This window comes from Micromonospora sp. NPDC048898 (genome assembly GCF_043198035.1).
Classification (GTDB): domain Bacteria; phylum Actinomycetota; class Actinomycetes; order Mycobacteriales; family Micromonosporaceae; genus Micromonospora.
Genome location: NZ_JBICUF010000008.1, coordinates 207,052 through 225,002, shown reverse-complemented (window position 1 = coordinate 225,002; position 17,951 = coordinate 207,052). Strand labels below are relative to the sequence as shown.

Sequence of the window (17,951 nt, the reverse complement as noted above, 5' to 3'; positions counted from 1 at the left end):
GCGCGGGCGAGGGATTGAGGACTTGGTGCGACATGGCTGACGACGTGTGCGATGAGCCCCAGCTCCGCAGCGCGCTCGGCGTGTACCTGGCCGGCGGGTTGGCCGAGGACCAGCGCGACGCGGTCGAGAGCCACCTTGCCACCTGTGCCCCGTGCTCCGCCGAGGCCGACGCGCTGGGCGAGGCGGTGGCGATGCTCGCCCTGCTCTCCGATCTCGACCGCCGGGAGTTGGTGGCCGAGTTCGGCGTACCGCCGATCCCGGTGGTGGCCGGTCGGGAGCCGGTCGACGAGCGGGAACCAGACCTGGATCCACCGCCGGCGCCTCCCGCCGGGCGGTCCGCTCCGCTGGACACGGCACGTGCGGCGGGGGCGACAGGTGGTCCTGCCGCGAGCCGGGCAGGCACCGGCCCGGGGCGTACGACGTCCACGGCGACCACCCGGCCCGGCCGCCAGCGGCGTCGGCGCCGGCTGAGACTCGCGGGTGCCGGCCTCGCCGTGGTGGCTCTGGTCTTCGCGGGTCTGCTTGTCGGCCAGTCGCTGCGCACCCCCACGACCACCCCGGACCTGGCGGTCCCGAACGGTGGGAACACCGTCGTCACGCTCGTCACCAACGCCACCGACACGCCCAGCGGTGCCACCCTGTCGGTGGTCGTCTCGCAGCAGGACGGCGCGGTGAACCTGCGGGCGACCCTGGCCGGCCTGCGGGTCGGTGAGACCTATCGGCTGTTCGTCACCGACGTCGACGGGCAGAGCTGGGAGCTGGCGGCGGTGACCGGTACGGACTTCCGGCAGGAGGTTGCCCGCGGCTGCCCCGTGCCCTTCGACCGACTCGACCGGTTCAGCGTCACCGCGGCCGACGGGTCCCTGGCGGTCGTCGCCGTCGTGGACCGGGCGTCGCGGTCGGCGACACCGCGCTAGCCGTGGCGGGAGGCCTGGCCGGCGCGGTGGTCGTGGCGTTCACGATCGTCACCGGCTGGCCGGTGGCTGTGGCCGCGCCCACCCCGCCGCCGCGGGCCGGCGGTTGCCTGCGTCCGCCGGAGACCGTCGAGACCGGTGTGCCCTGGGCGCAGGAACGGCTGGGCGTGGAGCGAGCCTGGCCGCTGTCGCGCGGTCAGGGCGTCACCGTGGCGATCGTGGACACGGGCGTGGCCACGAACAGCCCGCAACTCGGCGGCCGGGTGCTCGCCGGCGTCGACCTCACCGCCGCCGGCCAGCCGCGCGCCGACGACGACTGTTTCGGGCACGGCACGTTCATCGCCGGCATCATCGGTGCGGCGCCGGCGGCGGGCACCGGCTTCGTGGGCATCGCACCCGAGGCGCGGATCCTGCCGATCCGGGTCGCCACCAGCACGGACGACGGAACGGCGGCGCTGCTCGCCAAGGGCATCCGCACGGCGGTGGACGCCGACGCGGACATCATCAACATCTCCGCCAGCACGCAGGCCCCGGAGCCCAGCCTGGTCGAGGCCATCGCGTACGCCGAGGCCAGGGACGTGGTGGTCGTCGCCGCCGCAGCCAACGGCGCCCAGCACGGCCAGCAGGTGGCGTACCCGGCGGCGCTGCCCACCGTGCTGGCCGTCGGCGCGATCGACGCCACCGGCGCCCTCGCCGGGTTCTCGCAGACTGGCCGGCACCTGGGGCTGACCGCACCAGGTGTGGACGTGGTGAGCATCGGCCCCGGCGGGCCGGGCCACTGGCAGGGCAGCGGCACCAGCTACGCCGTACCGTTCGTGGTTGGCGTGGCCGCGCTGGTCCGGGCGTACCGGCCGGCTCTGACGGCGGCCGAGGTGCGGCACCGGCTGCTGGTCACGGCCGACCACCCGGCGGTGGCGTTGCCGCACCCGGGCTACGGCTGGGGCGTGGTCAACCCGGCCGCCGCCGTGGCGACCGTGCTGCCGGAGGAGGACGCCGCCCGGCCCGGCCTGCCCATGCCGGCCGCTCGCCACCCCGACCTGCCGACCCCCGACCCGATCGGGCGCTACCTGGTCACTCTCGGCGCGGGGCTCGCCGTGGTGCTGACCGGGCTCGTCGCCCTGCTCACCGTGCTGATGCCCGCCGGGCACCGACGCCGCTGGCGGCCCGGCCGCGTCGTCGAGGTCCGCCGACCGCCGACGACCTGAGGCCCCGGTACGACGTCACTGCGCCGGCTGGTCCGGTGCTGGCACCTTACTGCGCCGGCTGGTCGGCGCTGGCACCTACTGCGCCGGCTGGTCCGGTGCCGGCACCTCGGGGGTCTGCACCAGGCGGACCGAGCGTCGGCGGTCGATGTACTGGCCGCGGGCGGTGGGCAGCGTCCGCGGCCGGATGTTGCCGAGGAAGGTGCCCTCCTCCCGGGGGCAGGAGAACAGGATCGCGGGAGAGCCCAACTCCCAGGCCCGACGCAGCACGGGGCTCATCATCGCCCGGGAGGCGCCCACGGTGCTCCGCGCGATGATCAGGTGCAGCCCGATCTCCGCGCCGTGCGGCAACAGCGGCAGCAGGGGTTGCAGCGGCGAGTCCCGGCCGCCCTCGATCAGCTCGAAGTCGTCGACGATGATGAACAGCCGGCCGCCGGTCCACCAGTCTCGTCGGGGCAGCCGGCTCGGTGGGACGTCCGGGCCGGGCAGCCGGCCGGTCAGCACCTGGCCCGCCTCGGCGATGGTCGCGGTGAGACGCTCCGCCGACATCGAGTACCCGATCTGGTTCGCCTGCGGGATCGCGTCGTGCAGCTCGCGGCGGAAGTCGCCGAAGACGACCCGTGCCTCGGCGGGCGGGTGGTGCGCCGCGACGCTGCGGGCGATGTGCCGCAGCAGGTTCGTCTTCCCGGTCTCGGTGTCCCCGAAGATCAACAGGTGTGGGTTGGCGTCGAAGTCGTGCCACAGCGGCGCCAGGCGTACGTCGTCGAGACCGAGCGGAACGCGGATCTCGGCCTCGCGGGTGGGCGCGGTCGCGACCGGCAGATCCGCGACCGGCAGCACCTCCGGCAGCAACCGTACCTGCGGTGCGCGCGGTGCGGTGGGCACGTCCAGGGCCTCGACCAGCTCGGCCGTCGCCTCGGCCAGGTCCTCGGTCTCCGGAATCCCGTCGATGCGGGGCAGGGCCGTCAGGAAGTGCCGCCGGTCCGGGGTGATGCCCCGGCCCGGGATGGCCGGCACGGTCGCCGCCACCCGACTGTTGACCTCGGACTCCACCGGGTCGCCGAGCTTCAGCTCGAACCGGGTGCCCAGCACGTCCCGCAGCCAGGGTCGGATCTCCGACCACCGACCGGCGGAGACGAGCAGGTGAACGCCGAAGCTCAGGCCCCGCGCGGCGATCTCACCGAAACGGTCGTCCAGCTCCTGGAAGTCCTGCCGCGCCGTGTACCACCCGTCGATCACCAGGAACACGTCTCCGTACGGGTCCTCGTCCTGGTATCCGCCGGCCTGCCGGGCCCGCCGGTAGCTGGTCATCGAGTCGATGCCGTGCTGGGCGAAGATCTGTTCCCGGCGGGCCATCAGGTTCGTCAGGTCCAACACGGTACGGGTCACCCGGTCGCGGTCGAGCCGGCCCGCGACGCTGCCCACGTGCGGCAGCCGCGACAGTGCCCCCAGCGCGCCGCCGCCGAAGTCGAGACAGTAGAACTGCACCTCGGCGGCGGTGTGGGTCAGCGCCAACGCGCTGATCAGCGTCCGCAGCAGGGTGCTCTTGCCGCTCTGTGGTCCGCCCACCACGCCGACGTTGCCCTTGCTGCCCGCCAGGGAGGCCAGCAGCAGCTCCCGCCGTTGCTGCGCGGGCAGGTCGACGAGGCCGATCGGCGCGACGAGCTGGCCGGTGCCGTACCCGCCCACCGGAGCCAGGCCGAGGGTGGGGTGGTCGATCAGCGGAGGTAGCAGCTTCTCCAACGTCGTGGTCTCGGTCAGCGGCGGCAGCCACACCTGGTGCGCGGCCGGGCCGTGCCCGTGCAGCACGGACAGCAGCACGTCGGCCATGACCGGCGGCTTCTCCTCGTTCTCCTGCGTCTCGTCCGGCTCCGGCGTCACCGGCACCTCGGGGCGTAGGTAGTCGGTGCCGAACGGAACGAGACCACCCTGGACCGCCTGGAGGCGGCGCTGGTGCGGCGGTCGCCACGGCCCGGAGCAGTAGGCGCCCTTGAACCGGATCAGAGTCTGGGTGTCCGGTCGCAGGTAACCGTTGCCCGGCACGTTGGGCAACTCGTACGCGTCCGGCACACCCAGCACGCTGCGGCTCTCCATCGAGGAGAAGGTCCGCAGACCGATCCGGTACGACAGGTGGGTCTCGATCTGGTGGATGCGCCCCTCGTCGAGGCGCTGACTGGCCAGGAGCAGATGAACGCCAAGGCTGCGGCCCAGCCGGCCGATCATCGCGAAGACGTCGATGAACTCGGGTTTGCTGCTGAGCATCTCGCTGAACTCGTCGACGACGATGAAGAGCGCCGGCATCGGCTCCAGCACGACGCCCTCGGTCCGCGCCTTCTCGTAGTCGCGTCGGGACGGGTATCCGCTCGCCCGCAGGTGCTCCTGGCGACGGTTCAACTCACCGGTCAGCGCGTCCTGCATGCGGTCGACGAGTTCCAGCTCCTCGGACAGGTTGGTGATCACGGCCGAGGTGTGCGGCAGCCGCTCGAAGCCGAGGAACGCCGCCCCGCCCTTGAAGTCGACGAGGACGAGGTTCAGCTCCTCGGAGGTGTGCCGGGCGGCCAGCGCCAGCACCAGCGTACGGAGCAACTCGCTCTTGCCCGAACCGGTTGCGCCGATCAGCATCCCGTGTGGGCCCATTCCGCCCTCGGCCGCCTCCTTGATGTCCAGCTCGATCGGGGTGCCGGTGGCCGACATGCCGATCGGCACCCGCAGCCGTTGCGCCGCCGTCCGCCCGGCCCGGTAGGCGGTCAGGTCCAGGGCGGTCAGATCACCGAGCTGGAGCAGGCCGGCCAGGTCGTAGTCGGTGGCCAGCGGCTCCTCGGTGTCGGTGCCCGCGCCCACCCGGTAGCGGGCCATCGACCGGGCCAGCGCCGCTGCCGCCACCACGCCCAACCGGTCCGGGCGGCACAGTCGGCTGCTGCTGGACTTGCCGAGGTGGTCGAAGGAGACGATGTCCAACTGCTGCTCGGTGGCCCGCACCAGCAGGGTGTGCGGGTGCGCCTCCCAGCCCAGCGTCGCGCCCACGTCCAGCGTGAGCACGTTGCGATAGCCCTCCATGCCGAGGCGGTGGCCGGCCGGCAGGCGTGGCCCGTCCAGGACGAGCACCACGAACGGCTCGATGGCCGTGACCGGGGAGTCCGGCTCGTAGCCGGGGCGGTCCTGCACGTTCAGCGTGGCGAGGGCCTCCTCGATCTCGGTCCCGTCGGTGGCGAACCTCCGCCGGGTGCCGGTGACGTCGGGGACGGTGTCGTCCTGCACGTGCGGCAGCCACTTGGCCCACTCCCATTCCGGGCCCCGGGCGGCGGCGATCACCACCAACAGATCCTGCGGGGAGTGGGCGACGGTGAGCTGGGCCAGGATCGCGCGCACCGTGGACCGGGCCACCGACACGTCGCCGCCGAACCCGATCCGCGCGAAGCCGCGCAGGTAGATGGCGATCGGCGCGTCCTGCAGGGTGGAGTAGGCCCGCAGGAAGCGACGCAGGGCATGCGCGGCCAACGGCTCCAGATCCTCCAGCGGCTTACTGTTCGGTGCGGCCAACCGCACCGTGGAGCGGCGGGTGCCGAGCCCCACGCGTACCTCGCCGAAGTCGTTGTGCGCCGTACGCCGCTCCCACAGCCGCTGACTGAGCGCCATCGACCACAGCGCGCCCGGGTCCGGGTGCAGCCAGCGGGCGGCACGCCGCTCCTCGGTCAGCGCGGCGCGCACCTTGCGCCGAACCTGGCCGAGGTAGCGCAGGTAGTCGCGGCGCTCACCGTTGAGCCGGTGCTTGTGCTGCCCGGCGTTGCGGATCAACGGCACGATCAACATTGCGATCGCCGAGAGCACCATCAGGCAGACGCCCACATAGGCCAGTGCGCCCGCGTTGGGTCGCAGGAACATGAGCACCATCGCGAGCGACGCGATGGCCATCGGCGTCAGCATCAACACGGTGCTGAGGCCCCGCTCGGCCGGTTCGGGGATGACCGGCGGCTCCTGGAGCGCGATCTCCTCGACCGGCGCGACCGGACCGGCGCGGCGAGCCCTGCGGAGGTACGGCACCGTGCCCACGTTCGTCTCCTTCGGTGAGGGGTTTCCCTCCGATCGGCCCGGTCGCCTGCCGAGCACCCGTCGGGCGCGCGGCAGCGGGCTTATCGTCCTGGGGATTCGGCGCTCGACCCGGGAGCGATGTCGGAGGCCGCGGTCTCGCTTGTGGAGGCAGACCCGGCACCGGAGAAACGAACAGCAGTGACCATAGCAGGAGGGGGCGATTGTGGCGGAGACACGCGTTACCCCGGATCAGTTGCGGGAGATCGGCAAGAAGATCGGCGCCCTTCTGGAAGACCACCAGTCGGTCTTCAACAAGTTGGCGAAGATGGAGCCGAACGCCGGCAAGTTCGACGCGGCGACCTGGCTGGAGGATCTCTTCGTCGACCGCCGGGACGGAATCGTCGAGCACGTGAAATACCTGCAACGGGCATTCGACGAGATCAACACCGGCCTGTACCAGATCGCCGACGACTACGAGCGGATCGACGAGAGCAACGCCGACGCGGTGTCCACGTTCAACAAGGACGCCAAGAAGGTGGTCGGCGGCATGGGTGACGCCGAGTTCGAGCCGACCAAGGTGCAGGAGCAGTCCAGCTACAAGACCGGTGACTACGGCTCCGAGGTGGACAAGTCGACGATCGACCCGGGGAAGGACCTGATCAAGCCCTTCAAGCCGGGCGACATCGAGGGCATGGACGAGTTCCTCGACATCAAGGGCGTGGGCCCGAAGGACGACACGAACCTCGACCTCCGCGAGAGCCCGCTGCTCAAGGACACGGACGGTTATCCTGATTCGCGGCTCAGCGAGGAGAGTGCCGAGGAGAAGCCGGAGGAGAAAAAGCCGGACGAGAAGAAGCCGGACGAGAAGCCGCTCCCCACCGGTGACAACTTCGATCCGCATCACGAGCCGTCGGGGGAGAAGGTCGTCCACAACCCGGCCAACGACGACGATTTCCGGGGCGACACGTACCGGTACTACGAGATCGACGGCAAGCAGCAGACCGGTCCGGACGGCCAGAAGATCTGGTGGCTGAACCTGGAGCCCTACACCTACGACGGCCGCTACTACCGTCCGTACAAGCACTGACCCACCAAAATGGAACGGTTGAGCACGCAGCGCCTTTCGGTACCCGTACGTCTCCGGTTCGTGCTCGGCTCACGTGCCGTGGACGTGGCCCTGCCCGGGGACGCGCCGCTCGTCGATCTGCTGCCGTCGGTGCTGCTCCAACTCAACCCGGAGGCCGCCGACCACGGCGCCGAGCATGACGGGTGGGTGGTGCAGCGCGTCGGCGAACCGCCGCTGGACGAGGAACAGTCGGCCGTCGAGCTGAACCTGCTCGACGGCGAGACGCTGCACCTGCTGCCCCGGGCCGAGCAGTTGCCGCCGATCGACTTCGACGACCTGGTCGACGGCGTGGGAGAGCAGGCGCGTACCAGCCCGTGGCGCTGGACGGTTGCCCGCACCCGCGCGATGCTGCTCACCGACGGCGCGGTGCTGCTGGCGGTGGGCCTGGTGGTGCTCTGGCTCGGCGGGCCGGCGGTGGTGCGTGCCACCGTCGCCGCGGCGCTGACCGTCGTGCTCCTCGCCGCCGCCGGCCTGGTCAGCCGGGCGGTCCCGGACCCGCAGACGGGGACGTTGCTGGCCATGGCGGCGGCGGGATACTCGGCGACAGCCGGTTGGCTCGGGGCGGTCGCGATCGCCCCGCACTCGGCACTCTCGGTGCGGATCTGCCTGGCGGCACTGGCCGCGGTGGTGACGCTCGCCGCCGGGCTCTCCGCGGTGGCCGACGCCGGCCTGCTCTTCACCGGTGCGCTCGCCCTCGCGGTGAGCGTCGCGGTTCCGGCGCTGCTCACCGCGGCGGGTCCGGTGACCCCGCCGGAGGCCGCCGCGTGTGGGCTGGTCTTCTCGATGGTGGGGGCGTTGATGCTGCCGCCGGCCGCGTTCCGCCTCGGTGGGCTGACGTTGCCGCTGCTGCCCGGCAAGCCCGAGCAACTGTCCGAGGACATCGACCCCGAGCCGCACCGGATCGTGGTCGAACGGGGAAGCGCGGGTCTCGCGTACCTGGCCGCGCTCACGATCGGGGTGGGCGCCGCGCAGGTCCTGATGGCCGCGGCGCTGCTGGTGGCCGGCGGGCGCTGGGAGATGATCCTGGCGTTGTTGGCGGCCACCCTGCTGGGCATGCGAGCCCGGCACCTGAGCGGTCTGGTGGCACGCTGGGCGACGATGGCCCCGGCCGTGGCGCTTGTCCTCTTCACCCTGCTCCGGTACGCCGCGGACCAGGGGACCGTGGCGCGGGCCGCCGTCCTGGTGCCTACCGTGGTGGCGGTCGCCGGCGCGTTCCTGACCGCGGCGTCCACGCTGCCCGGCCGTCGGCTGCGGCCGTACTGGGCGCGAACCGTGGACGTGCTGGAGATCCTCCTCGCGGTGGCCCTGATCCCGGTGCTCGGCGCGGTGCTCGGGATCTACCAGATGGTCCGGGCCTGGGCCAGCTGATGGAGTCCCGCAAGGATCAGGTACACGCCTACTTCTACACGGTCAGCCGCCTCAACTCGGCGGTGATGCAGGGCCGCCCCGACCCGCACGAGCCGCCGAACCAGCGTCCGATCCTCGGCCTGGTCATCGGGATCCTGCTGGCCATCGTCGTCGCCGGTGGCTTCGGCATCTACGGCATCTTCCGACCCGGCGGAGACTCCTCGTGGCGGCAGGTGGGTGTCGTCATCGCGGTGAAGGAGACCGGCGCGCGGTACCTGCTGATCGAGGGGCAGCTCCGACCGGTGCTGAACTACGCCACCGCCCGCCTGGTGCTGGGCAGCGGCAGCCCGGCACGCCTCGTCCAGGTCTCTCGCAACTCCCTGCGGGGCGTACCGGTGGGAGCCCCGATCGGCATACCGGGCGCACCCGACACGGTGCCGGTGGCGGCCCGGCTCTACTCGGGTGCGTGGACGGTGTGTGCCCAACCGCCCGAGCCCTCGGGTGCGGCCGCCACCACGCTGCTCCTGGGTGACCTCGCCAGGCCTGTCGCACTGACCGACCGGGAGGGGTTTCTGGTCCAGACGACCGACCGCCAGCGATACCTGGTCTGGCAGGGACGCCGTCACCACCTGGCGGACCAGGCCGCGGTGGCGCTGGGCTACGCGGCCGTCGAACCGGTGTTCGTGACCCCGGCGTGGCTCAACCCCATCCCGGCCGGTCGGGACCTCGCCTTTCCCGCGGTGGGCGACCGCGGGAGGCCGGGACCGTCGATCGGCGGGCGGGTCAGCCTGCTCGGCCAGGTGTACGAGGTACGCAAGCCGGTCGGCGACGCACCCGAGCTGTTCCTGTCCCGCTCGGACGGATTCGTGCGGCTGAGCCGCACCGCCGCCGCCCTGGTCCTGGCTGATCCGGCGATTCAGGCGGCGTACCCCGGAGGTGGGGTAGCGCCGATTCCCGCGCGGCCGGACGAACTGGCGGGCGCCACGGTTGCCAGTAGCACCGAGTTCGTGGACGGCTATCCGCCCGACCCGCCGAAACCGGTGAGCGGTGCGTCGGTGCTGCCCTGCGTGGGCTTCCGGCCCGCGCGGGACGCGGTGACTGTCACCCTGACCAGGATCTCGACGTCGGCGGCGCGGTCCGCCCTGCCGGTGCCACGGACCGCTGTCGCGGCGGGCGGCATCGTGGACCGGATCCTGATCGCCGCCGGCACGGGGGTGCTCGCCCGCAACCCGTACGCGCCGGGCGGTGGTGGGGCGCTCTATCTCGTCTCCGAGTACGGGGTGAAGTTCCCGCTGCCGCCCAGGGGTGCGGAGGCGCTCGGCTACGCCGGCACGACGCCCGTCGACGTCCCTTCCGAGTTGCTGGAACTGCTGCCCACCGGTCCGGCACTGGACCCGGCCGCGGCGCTGGTGAGCGAGACCTGGGGTGGTTGACGGGGGTTTTCCCCGCGAAGGGACCGGTGGGCCCGCTGGGGCGGTGTTGTCGCCAGACCCGCTGGTTGCATGAGCCCCACCAGGCGAGAAATACCGGATCACCACGGTCCACAGCAGGGAGAGGAAGCCATGGCCAACGGTAATACCACCCTCGATCCGCGCACCGCCAACCGTGTCGCGGCGGAGCACCGCCAGACGGCCAGCGACGTCGACAGCGCCAAGAGCAGGTTCAGTGCCGCGGTCGACCTGATGGACGACTACTGCGACGGCGCCATGATCAAGGCGTTGCTGGAGGCGCGGGACGACTGGATGGAGGAGGTGACCCGCATCGTCGCGGACCTCACCGAGATGGCCGGCAACGTGGACGGCACGGTGCAGGACTTCGACGAGCAGGACCTGACGAACGCCGGCCAGGTCGGCGCCATCGGCGTGGGCATCCTCAAGGACATCTGAGCCAGCACAACTGATCGGAAAGGGACCCGGCAATGCCCGACAACGGCCTCATCGGCTACCAGTACGACCAGATCTTCGAAGGCATCTCGCAGATGCAGAGGGTCAACCGCGACGTCGAGGGTTACATCGAGAAGTTGTCCCAGGAGACCGGCCACGCGCTCGACGCCTGGACGGGGCCGGCGGCCGCGAACTACAACCAGCTCTCGAAGCAGATCGAGGACAACTTCGCCGACATGAACACCATCGTCGCGGAGCTGGCCAAGGAACTGGGAATTCGTGCCGACGACATGAAGGAGCAGGACATCCGCTCCGGCAACCGGTTCGGCAACCGCTGAGCGTTTCGAGGTGACGCCGGGGGGCCCGCGGGCTCCTCGGCGCATTCCGGCAGATCGTGACGAGTCCGAGCGGTGGGGGAATCGTGCCAACGGGTGAAGTCGGGTCCTTCGACGAGAAGAGCCCACCCACGGGAGAGACGTTCCGCAACTACGAAGTGTGGACGGAGATCGGCCCGTTCGTCGCGGACATCACCGAGCCGGGACTCAACGCCGAGGGCGGCTGGGCCGAGGCGGAGGAGGCGTTCAACAAGGCGGAGGTCGAACTCGACCTCGTCCTGGAAGATTTCGACAAGCTGGCCAAAGAGCTGACCGGTGGGGCGAAACCAGCGTTCGCCGGAGACGCCGCCGCCGCCTTCGACACCCATGTCGCGGAGGTGGTCGCAAAGAGCAGGAAGGGCGTCTACAACGTCCTCGACAGCAACGCCTACGGCACCAAGATCGGCGACGTCGGCGACGCCATCGTGAGCTTCCGCCGGGATTTCTGGGACATCATCGACACCGGCCACCGTCTGACCGACCGGCTGCGGGACTGGGTCACCTCCGAGATCGACAGGATCTACACCGGAGTCGACGACCAGAGCTCCAAGCAGGCGGACCTGGAGCGTGGGCTGGGCCAGGCATACCAGGCCGGCGAGCGCTGGATCATGTCCAACCTGCGGGCCCGGCTGATGGAGTTGTCCACGACGTACCAGGAGATCGGCGGCCGGCTGCTCCCGTTCGACATCGCCGTGCTGAAGCCGATCGACACCAGCAGCGGTGACGACAAGAAGGACGACAAGAAGGACGACGAGAAGGACGACGAGAAGAACGAGAGCGGCGGCGGTAGCGGTAGCGGTAGTAGCGGTAGCGGCGGCGGCGGGAACAGCGGCAGTGGCAGCGGCAGCGGTAGTGGTAGTGGTAGTGGTAGTGGTAGTGGCAACGGTGGCGATGGCCGTTCGAACGCCCTCGACGAGGCCGAGGGCGCGGTGTCCGAGGCCATCGACGATCTGAAGAACGGTGACCCCACGCATGACGCCGCGCTCGACGAGGCGAAGAAGGCCGCGACCGACGCGATCGAGGGCCTGTCCAACGGGTCCGGCAGTGGGGCGCCGTCGACCAGCGGCATCACGACCCCGGGGGAGTTGGCTCCACTGACCTCCGGCGGGGGAACTCCCTCCGGCTCCGGCGGGGGAGCGCCCTCCGGCGGGGGAGCGCCCTCCGGCGGGGGAGCGCCCTCCGGGTTCGGCGGTGGTGCGCCGACCGGCGGTGGGACCTCCGGTGGTGACGCCGCGCGGGACAAGGCGCTCAGTGACGCGAAGGGCGCGGCGACCGATGCCATCGATGACCTCAAGAACGGTGACCCCGCACGCGACCGCGCGCTCGAGGACGCCAAGAAGGCGGCGTCCGACGCGATCCAGGGGCTCGGCTCGGCGGGTGCTGGTGCGCCCCCCACGAGCGGCGGCCCCGGCTCGGGTGGGGTGCCCGCCGCGGATGCGCGCAAGGACGCCCTGAAGGATGCGAAGAAGGCGGCCGACGACGCGATCGACGGCCTGTCGGGCGGGGCTGGCGGCGGCGATTCGAAGGACGGGACACCACCGACGTCGTCTGCCGACCCGGTCGCCGAGGAGGCGCGCAAGGACGCGCTGGAGGATGCCCGGAAGGCGGCCGACGAGGCGATCGAGGATCTGCAGGGCGGTTCGACCGCCGATCCGGTCGCCGAGCAGGCCCGCGACGACGCGCTGGAGCAGGCGCAGGAGGCGGCCGACGAGGCGATCGAGGATCTGATCGAGAAGCCGACAGGTGATCCGGAGGTCGACGCCGCCCGCAAGGACGCGCTGGAGGACGCCCGGGAGGCGGCGGACGAGGCGATCGAGGACCTGAAGGTCGAGAACGCGGGCGACACCACCCCGACGGAGGCGCGCGAGCGGGCGTTCGACGAGGCCCAGAAAGCCGTGGACGGCGCCATCGACGATCTCGACGGCGAGAGCACGACGGGCGGCGGCGCGGACACCGAGGCCGAGCAGGCCCGCGAGGACGCCCTCGCGGACGCCCGGAAAGCAGCCGACGATGCGATCGAGGACCTGACGGGCAAGGGTGACGGCCAGCCGGGCAAGGGTGACGGCCAGTCCGAAGGGGGCGACGGCAAGGGCGACGGGACCGCCGAGAAGGCCCGCGACAGCGCCCTCGTCGAGGCCAAGGACTCCGTCACCGACGCACTCGACGACATGATCGAGGACGAGCGGGCCGGCAAGGGTGAGGGCGACACTCCGGCCGAGCGTGAGACACGGGTGGAGGCGCTCACCGACGCCAAGGAGGCCGCCGACGAGGCCATCGACGACCTGATCGACGAGTCCGGCGGCCAGTCGTCCATCTCGGACTACCTCAGCGGCAAGTCCACCGCCGGCGCGGACGGCGGCTCGGGCGGCGGTCCCGGTGGCGGCTCGGGTGGCGGTCCCGGCGGTGGTTCGGGCGGTGGTTCGGGCGGCGGTTTCGGCGGTGGTGGCGATGGCGGTGGTTCCGGCGGTGGCGGCGACAAGGGTGGGGAGAATCTGCCCGCCCCACTTGAGCTGGCGCCGGTGGTCTCGGCGGATCCCGGCAACTCTCCGTCGTCCGCGTTGTCGGCCGGCGCTCAGGCCGGTCAGGGCGCCGGGTCCGGAATGCCGATGTCCCCGCCGATGGGTGGCGGCATGGGCAACCAGGGCGATCGGGACCGCGAACGCAACACCTGGCTCGTCGGCGAGGACGGCATGTGGGGCGACGACGGCGAAGCGGTCTCCAGCAAGGCCGTGGGGAGGAACTGATCCGTGGGCAGCGCGAGACGAGGCCCGACCGGGCAGCCACAGACACTGCAGGACATCGCCCACGCTCTCGACGCGGCGTCCCCGGCGGACCTGGAGACGTCCGCCCGACTCTTCGACGAGGCCCGGAGTGGCCTGCGGGCGATCGCCGAGTCGCTCGACCGTGCGCTGGGTGAGCTGGACGACGCGTGGCGCAGCACCCAGGCCACGGTTGTCCGACTTGGCGAACCGTCACGTCGTACCCGGCAGTTGGTGCACCGCCTGGACGACGCCGAGTGCGGACAGCAGTTGCGGGTCACGGCGAACGCGCTAGGTGTCGGGCAGGCGCGGGTGCGGGACCTACAGGTGCAGCGAGCCGCGGACGGCGGTCCTTCCGACGACGAGTGGGACCGCCGGGCGCGGGTCGTACTCCAGGGCCTCGCCGAGACGTACCGCGATGTCGGCCTCGGACTCGGCGGCCAGCACCCGCCGACGGCCGAGACCGCCGACGAGCCGGGGATCCGCCACGTCCTCTCCGCGGCGGCGCGGGACGACCCGCCGCGGGTCGTGCTCGCGGCGGACTCCGCTGCCGCTGACCTCTTCCGCCCGGCGGCCCCGACGGTCCGGGCGGGTCAACCCGGCGACGCTGCCGCTCCGCCGTCCAGCGGTGGTGGCGGGGCAGGCGGCAGCGGCCTCCCGATGATGCCGCTCATGCCGATGGGCGGCATGGGGGCCGGCATGGGTGGTATGGGCGGCATGGGTGGCATGCAGAGCGAGGCCGGTGGACAGCGTCGCAGCAGCACGCTCGCCCAGGGCGACCCGACGGTGTGGAAGGACGCCGATGCCGGGTGGAACGTGCTCGGGCGCAGCGAACGGGTCGACGAGCACATTCGGGAAGGGCTCCGCAAGGAGCTCGGGGACGGGAGGAAGGGTGACCGGAATGGCTGACCAGACCGACCACGGGCCAGGCGGTCCAGGACTGAACGCGGTCTTCGCCGTGCTCGCCGAGGAGCGGCGCAAACTGGATGAGTTCCAGGCCAAGATGCGCGCGGCGAGCACCACCGTCGAGTCGCCCAACAAGATGCTCAGCGCCGTGTTCGACGGCCGGGGCGAGCTGGTGAAGCTGACGTTCAACAACACCAAGTACCGCGGCATGGCACCCAACGAGCTGAGCAGCCTGCTGGTCGAGACGCTGCGTCGGGGCCGCGCCGAGGCGTTCGGGAAGATCGACGAGATGGCCGGCCGGGACGTGGTGCCCGGCGTCTCCTTCAGCGACCTGGCCGGCGGGAAGGTGGATCTCGACGTGGTCGTCGGATCACTGATGACCTCCGCGATCGACCTGCCGTCGATCGTCCGGGCCGCGAAGAGCGAGACGGGCCGGGCCGATGGCTGACGAGACGAGGATCGACCCGGAGGGGGCCCACCACCTCTTCAAGGTGGTCGGCAGTGTCGCCGACGACATCGACGAGGCCCTGACGCGGGTCAGGAACATCCGGGCGAGCCTCAACGAGCCGTGGGGCACTGACGAACACGGTCGCAAATTCGCGCAGCAGCGGGAGCCCAACGCCGAACAGACGCTGGGTTACGTCGCGACGGTGCGTGACGGGATCAGGGAGCTGGCCCGTGAGGGGCATGGCGCCGTCGACGCGCTCGTGGACCAGGACAAAGACAACAGCGCCAACCTTTCGTAGGTCCGCGTAACCAGCCGCATCGGGGAGTCTCGGTGTCTGTGGAGGTAGGACGAGCGTGAACCAGCGGCGAATCACCGTCACCCAGTCGGCGGTCTCCGGCTACCGGACACTCACGGACGCGCTGGCTGCGGCGTCGGACGGGTCGGTGATCAGCGTCCAGCCCGGCAGCTACACCGAGAACCTGGTGCTGACGAAGATCGTCACCATCACCGCCGAGGACGGGCCGGGCACCGTGAAACTGACCGCGCCGTCCGGCGTCCCGGTCGTCCTCGCGGCGGAGTCGGCTGCGCTGTCCGGGCTGTCGATCATCGCGACCGACGCCGACAGCCCGGCACTGGCCCTGGTGATGGGCCAACTGAGCGTCACCGAGTGTGAGCTTGTCGCGTCGTCGTGGGCCGCCGTCTTCGTCCGGGACAGCGGCTCGCTCACCATGCGCGACAGCCTGGTGCGCAACGAGGTCGGTGCCGGGGTCGTGGTGACCTCCTCCATCGGCAGCGTGCTCGACGACTGCCGCATCGAGCGGCTCGGCACCTCGGGCGTCGTCGTCGCCGAGCGCGGCGAGCTACGGGTCCGTGCCTGCACCGTGCGGGACGCCGGCGGCAACGGCATCTGCCTCAACGGCCAGGGCCGGATCTCCATCGAGGACACCGAGATCATCGGTACGAGCAAGCCCGCGCTCGCCGCCGAGCAGCAGTCCGCGGCCACCGTGCGTCGGTTGAGTATCCGTGACACCAACGGTGTCGGCATCTACCTGGCCACCGCCGGGGCGTGCCTGCTGGAGGACTGCACCGTGGACGGCTGCGCCGCCGACGGGGTCTTCACCGACGAGCGGTGCACACCGGTCCTGCGCCGTTGTCGGGTCAGTGGAGCCCGGCGCGCTGGGTTCCGCTTCACCGGTCGTGCGGGCGGTCGGCTGGAGGCGTGCGTCGCCACGAAGATCGACGGCGTCGGCGTGAGCGTCGGCGACCGTGGCACACCCGAACTCACCGACCTGGTGGTCAGCGACTGCACCGAGGTCGGGGTGCACCTCGACGGCGGCGCGGACCCGCTCTTCCAACGGATGCAGGTGCACGGCTGTGACGGAGCGGCCGTCGAGGTCGTCGGCGGTGCCCGTGGTCGGTTCGAGAATCTCACCATCGAGCGCTGCGGTGGCGTCGGCATCTCGGTCAGCGGCCGTGCCCAGCCGTCGCTGAGCGGTCTGAGTATGCGGGGCAGTGCCGCCGCGGGTGTGGTCGTCGCCGATGCGACCGCCTCGTTCAGTGACTGCGACATCGCCGACGCGGGTGGCGACGGTGTATCGGTGGGCGCCGGTGGGGACGTCTCGCTGACCGGGTGCAGGGTCCACGCCGCCGAGGGCGACGGATGCGTCTTCGGCGACGGGTCGCGGGGGACGGTGACCGACTCGGAGTTCACCGCGAGCGGTGGCGACGGCATCGCGGTGCGGACCGGCGGTTCGGTGCGGCTGATCGGCTGCGTGGTGCGGGACAACCAGGGCTCCGGGGTACGGCAGACCGTGCCGGACAGCCAACTGACGGTCGAGGAACTCGTCAGCTCCCGCAACAGACTCCCCGACGCGTACGGCACGGCCGCCGTTGCCACCGCCGGGAGCGCCCCCGCCGCCGAGACGACGCCCGAGGGGGAGCGGCAGATTGTCGCCCGCGGCTCCGACCCACTGCGTGAGTTGCAGTCCCTCGTCGGACTGCACGGGGTGAAACAGGAGGTGACGTCACTGATCAATCTCAACAAGATGTCCAAGCGCCGCCTGGAGGCCGGCCTGTCCGCCCCGCCCATGGCGCGGCACCTGGTCTTCGCCGGTGCGCCCGGCACCGGCAAGACCACCATCGCCCGGCTGTACGGGCGGATCCTCGCCGAGCTGGGGGTGCTGCGCAAGGGACACCTCGTCGAGGTCGCCCGCGCCGACCTCGTCGCGCAGATCATCGGCGGCACCGCCATCAAGACGACCGAGGCGTTCAACTCGGCCCTCGGGGGTGTCTTCTTCATCGACGAGGCGTACACCCTCAGCAACAGCCGTGGCGGCACCGGGCCGGACTTCGGTCGGGAGGCCATCGACACCCTGGTGAAGCTGATGGAGGACCACCGGGACGAGGTGGTGGTCGTCGCCGCCGGCTACTCCGCGGACATGGAACGCTTCCTCCAGGCGAACCCCGGTCTGGAGTCACGCTTCAGCCGGACCATCGAGTTCGCCAACTACACGCCGGCGGAGCTGGTGACCATCGTGGAGAACCAGTGTGTCCGGCACGACTACCAGCTGGACCCCGCCGCGGCGTCGGCGCTGCTGACCCACTTCGACCGGATCCCCAAGGACGGCACCTTCGGCAACGGCCGGGAGGCCCGTAAGGTCTTCGAGCGGATGGCGGACCTCCAGGCGTCCCGGTTGGCGACCGCGTCGGACGTGACGACCGCCGAGTTGGCGCTGCTCACCGCCGAGGACCTGCCGACCGCCGTCATCGCTGTGGGCGTCGCGGAGGCGTGAGGAACGGCCCACCCGAGGCAGCATGCCGGAAACACCGAGGCCCTATCATTCCCCAGAATGCGTCGCGTCCGGCGTGCCGAAGGCAGCCGCATCGATTGACAATTTCGTTGTCCCGAGTCAACTATGTGGTGGATCTCGGGGTGGGGTGCGGGTGGAACGAGATGAGACAGG

13 protein-coding genes are annotated in these 17,951 nt (G+C 71.3%); 12 read left to right on the top strand and 1 reads right to left on the bottom strand.

The features are described from left to right. Window positions 1–32: 32 nt before the first annotated feature. Both ACGFIQ_RS22175 and mycP read left to right on the top strand, forming a co-directional pair. Window positions 33–917: a zf-HC2 domain-containing protein gene (locus ACGFIQ_RS22175; protein WP_393246409.1), complete on the top strand. Its 885-nt coding sequence runs from the start codon at window positions 33–35 to the stop codon at window positions 915–917. A 2-nt stretch (window positions 918–919) separates the two neighbouring features. Continuing rightward, on the top strand, window positions 920–2,119 hold the full coding sequence (mycP, locus tag ACGFIQ_RS22170; RefSeq protein ID WP_393246407.1) for a type VII secretion-associated serine protease mycosin: 1,200 nt from the start codon (window positions 920–922) through the stop codon (window positions 2,117–2,119). A 75-nt stretch (window positions 2,120–2,194) separates the two neighbouring features. On the opposite strand, the gene eccCa is transcribed toward mycP, so the two are convergent. Then, on the bottom strand, window positions 2,195–6,166 hold the full coding sequence (gene eccCa / locus ACGFIQ_RS22165) for a type VII secretion protein EccCa (RefSeq protein WP_393246405.1): 3,972 nt from the start codon (window positions 6,164–6,166) through the stop codon (window positions 2,195–2,197). Between the two features lie 202 nt (window positions 6,167–6,368). Here eccCa and ACGFIQ_RS22160 point away from each other — a divergent pair, with 202 nt between their 5' ends. The 10 genes from ACGFIQ_RS22160 (at window position 6,369) to ACGFIQ_RS22115 (ending at window position 17,780) form a co-directional block, all read left to right on the top strand. Continuing rightward, window positions 6,369–7,232 carry a WXG100 family type VII secretion target gene (locus tag ACGFIQ_RS22160; protein ID WP_393246403.1) on the top strand — a complete coding sequence of 288 codons (864 nt, stop codon included), beginning with the start codon at window positions 6,369–6,371 and terminating at the stop codon, window positions 7,230–7,232. Between the two features lie 18 nt (window positions 7,233–7,250). Next, the gene (eccD, locus tag ACGFIQ_RS22155; protein ID WP_393246401.1) at window positions 7,251–8,639 is read left to right on the top strand and encodes a type VII secretion integral membrane protein EccD; all 1,389 of its coding nucleotides are present in this window, start codon (window positions 7,251–7,253) and stop codon (window positions 8,637–8,639) included. Continuing rightward, complete coding sequence (eccB, locus tag ACGFIQ_RS22150; protein ID WP_393246399.1) at window positions 8,639–10,051, top strand: type VII secretion protein EccB; 1,413 nt, start codon at window positions 8,639–8,641, stop codon at window positions 10,049–10,051. The genes eccD and eccB overlap by 1 nt, the downstream gene beginning before the upstream one ends. A gap of 129 nt (window positions 10,052–10,180) precedes the next feature. Further along, window positions 10,181–10,504, top strand: a complete 324-nt coding sequence (locus tag ACGFIQ_RS22145; protein ID WP_393246397.1) for a hypothetical protein — start codon at window positions 10,181–10,183, stop codon at window positions 10,502–10,504. 32 nt (window positions 10,505–10,536) lie between these two features. Beyond that, the gene (locus ACGFIQ_RS22140; RefSeq protein WP_393246395.1) at window positions 10,537–10,839 is read left to right on the top strand and encodes a WXG100 family type VII secretion target; all 303 of its coding nucleotides are present in this window, start codon (window positions 10,537–10,539) and stop codon (window positions 10,837–10,839) included. Window positions 10,840–10,922: 83 nt separating this feature from the next. Beyond that, a complete protein-coding gene (locus ACGFIQ_RS22135) occupies window positions 10,923–13,619 on the top strand; it encodes a hypothetical protein (RefSeq protein ID WP_393246393.1) in 2,697 nt (898 codons plus the stop codon). Window positions 13,620–13,622: 3 nt separating this feature from the next. Next, window positions 13,623–14,543 (top strand): hypothetical protein, encoded by a 921-nt coding sequence (locus tag ACGFIQ_RS22130; RefSeq protein WP_393246391.1) that lies wholly within the window; start codon window positions 13,623–13,625, stop codon window positions 14,541–14,543. Beyond that, window positions 14,536–14,988, top strand: coding sequence for a YbaB/EbfC family nucleoid-associated protein (locus ACGFIQ_RS22125; protein WP_393246389.1), 453 nt, complete (start codon window positions 14,536–14,538; stop codon window positions 14,986–14,988). Before ACGFIQ_RS22130 ends, ACGFIQ_RS22125 begins: the two co-directional genes overlap by 8 nt. Beyond that, window positions 14,981–15,286 (top strand): hypothetical protein, encoded by a 306-nt coding sequence (locus ACGFIQ_RS22120; RefSeq protein ID WP_393246387.1) that lies wholly within the window; start codon window positions 14,981–14,983, stop codon window positions 15,284–15,286. The genes ACGFIQ_RS22125 and ACGFIQ_RS22120 overlap by 8 nt, the downstream gene beginning before the upstream one ends. Before the next feature lie 55 nt (window positions 15,287–15,341). Beyond that, the gene (locus tag ACGFIQ_RS22115) at window positions 15,342–17,780 is read left to right on the top strand and encodes a right-handed parallel beta-helix repeat-containing protein (RefSeq protein WP_393246385.1); all 2,439 of its coding nucleotides are present in this window, start codon (window positions 15,342–15,344) and stop codon (window positions 17,778–17,780) included. Window positions 17,781–17,951 lie beyond the last annotated feature (171 nt).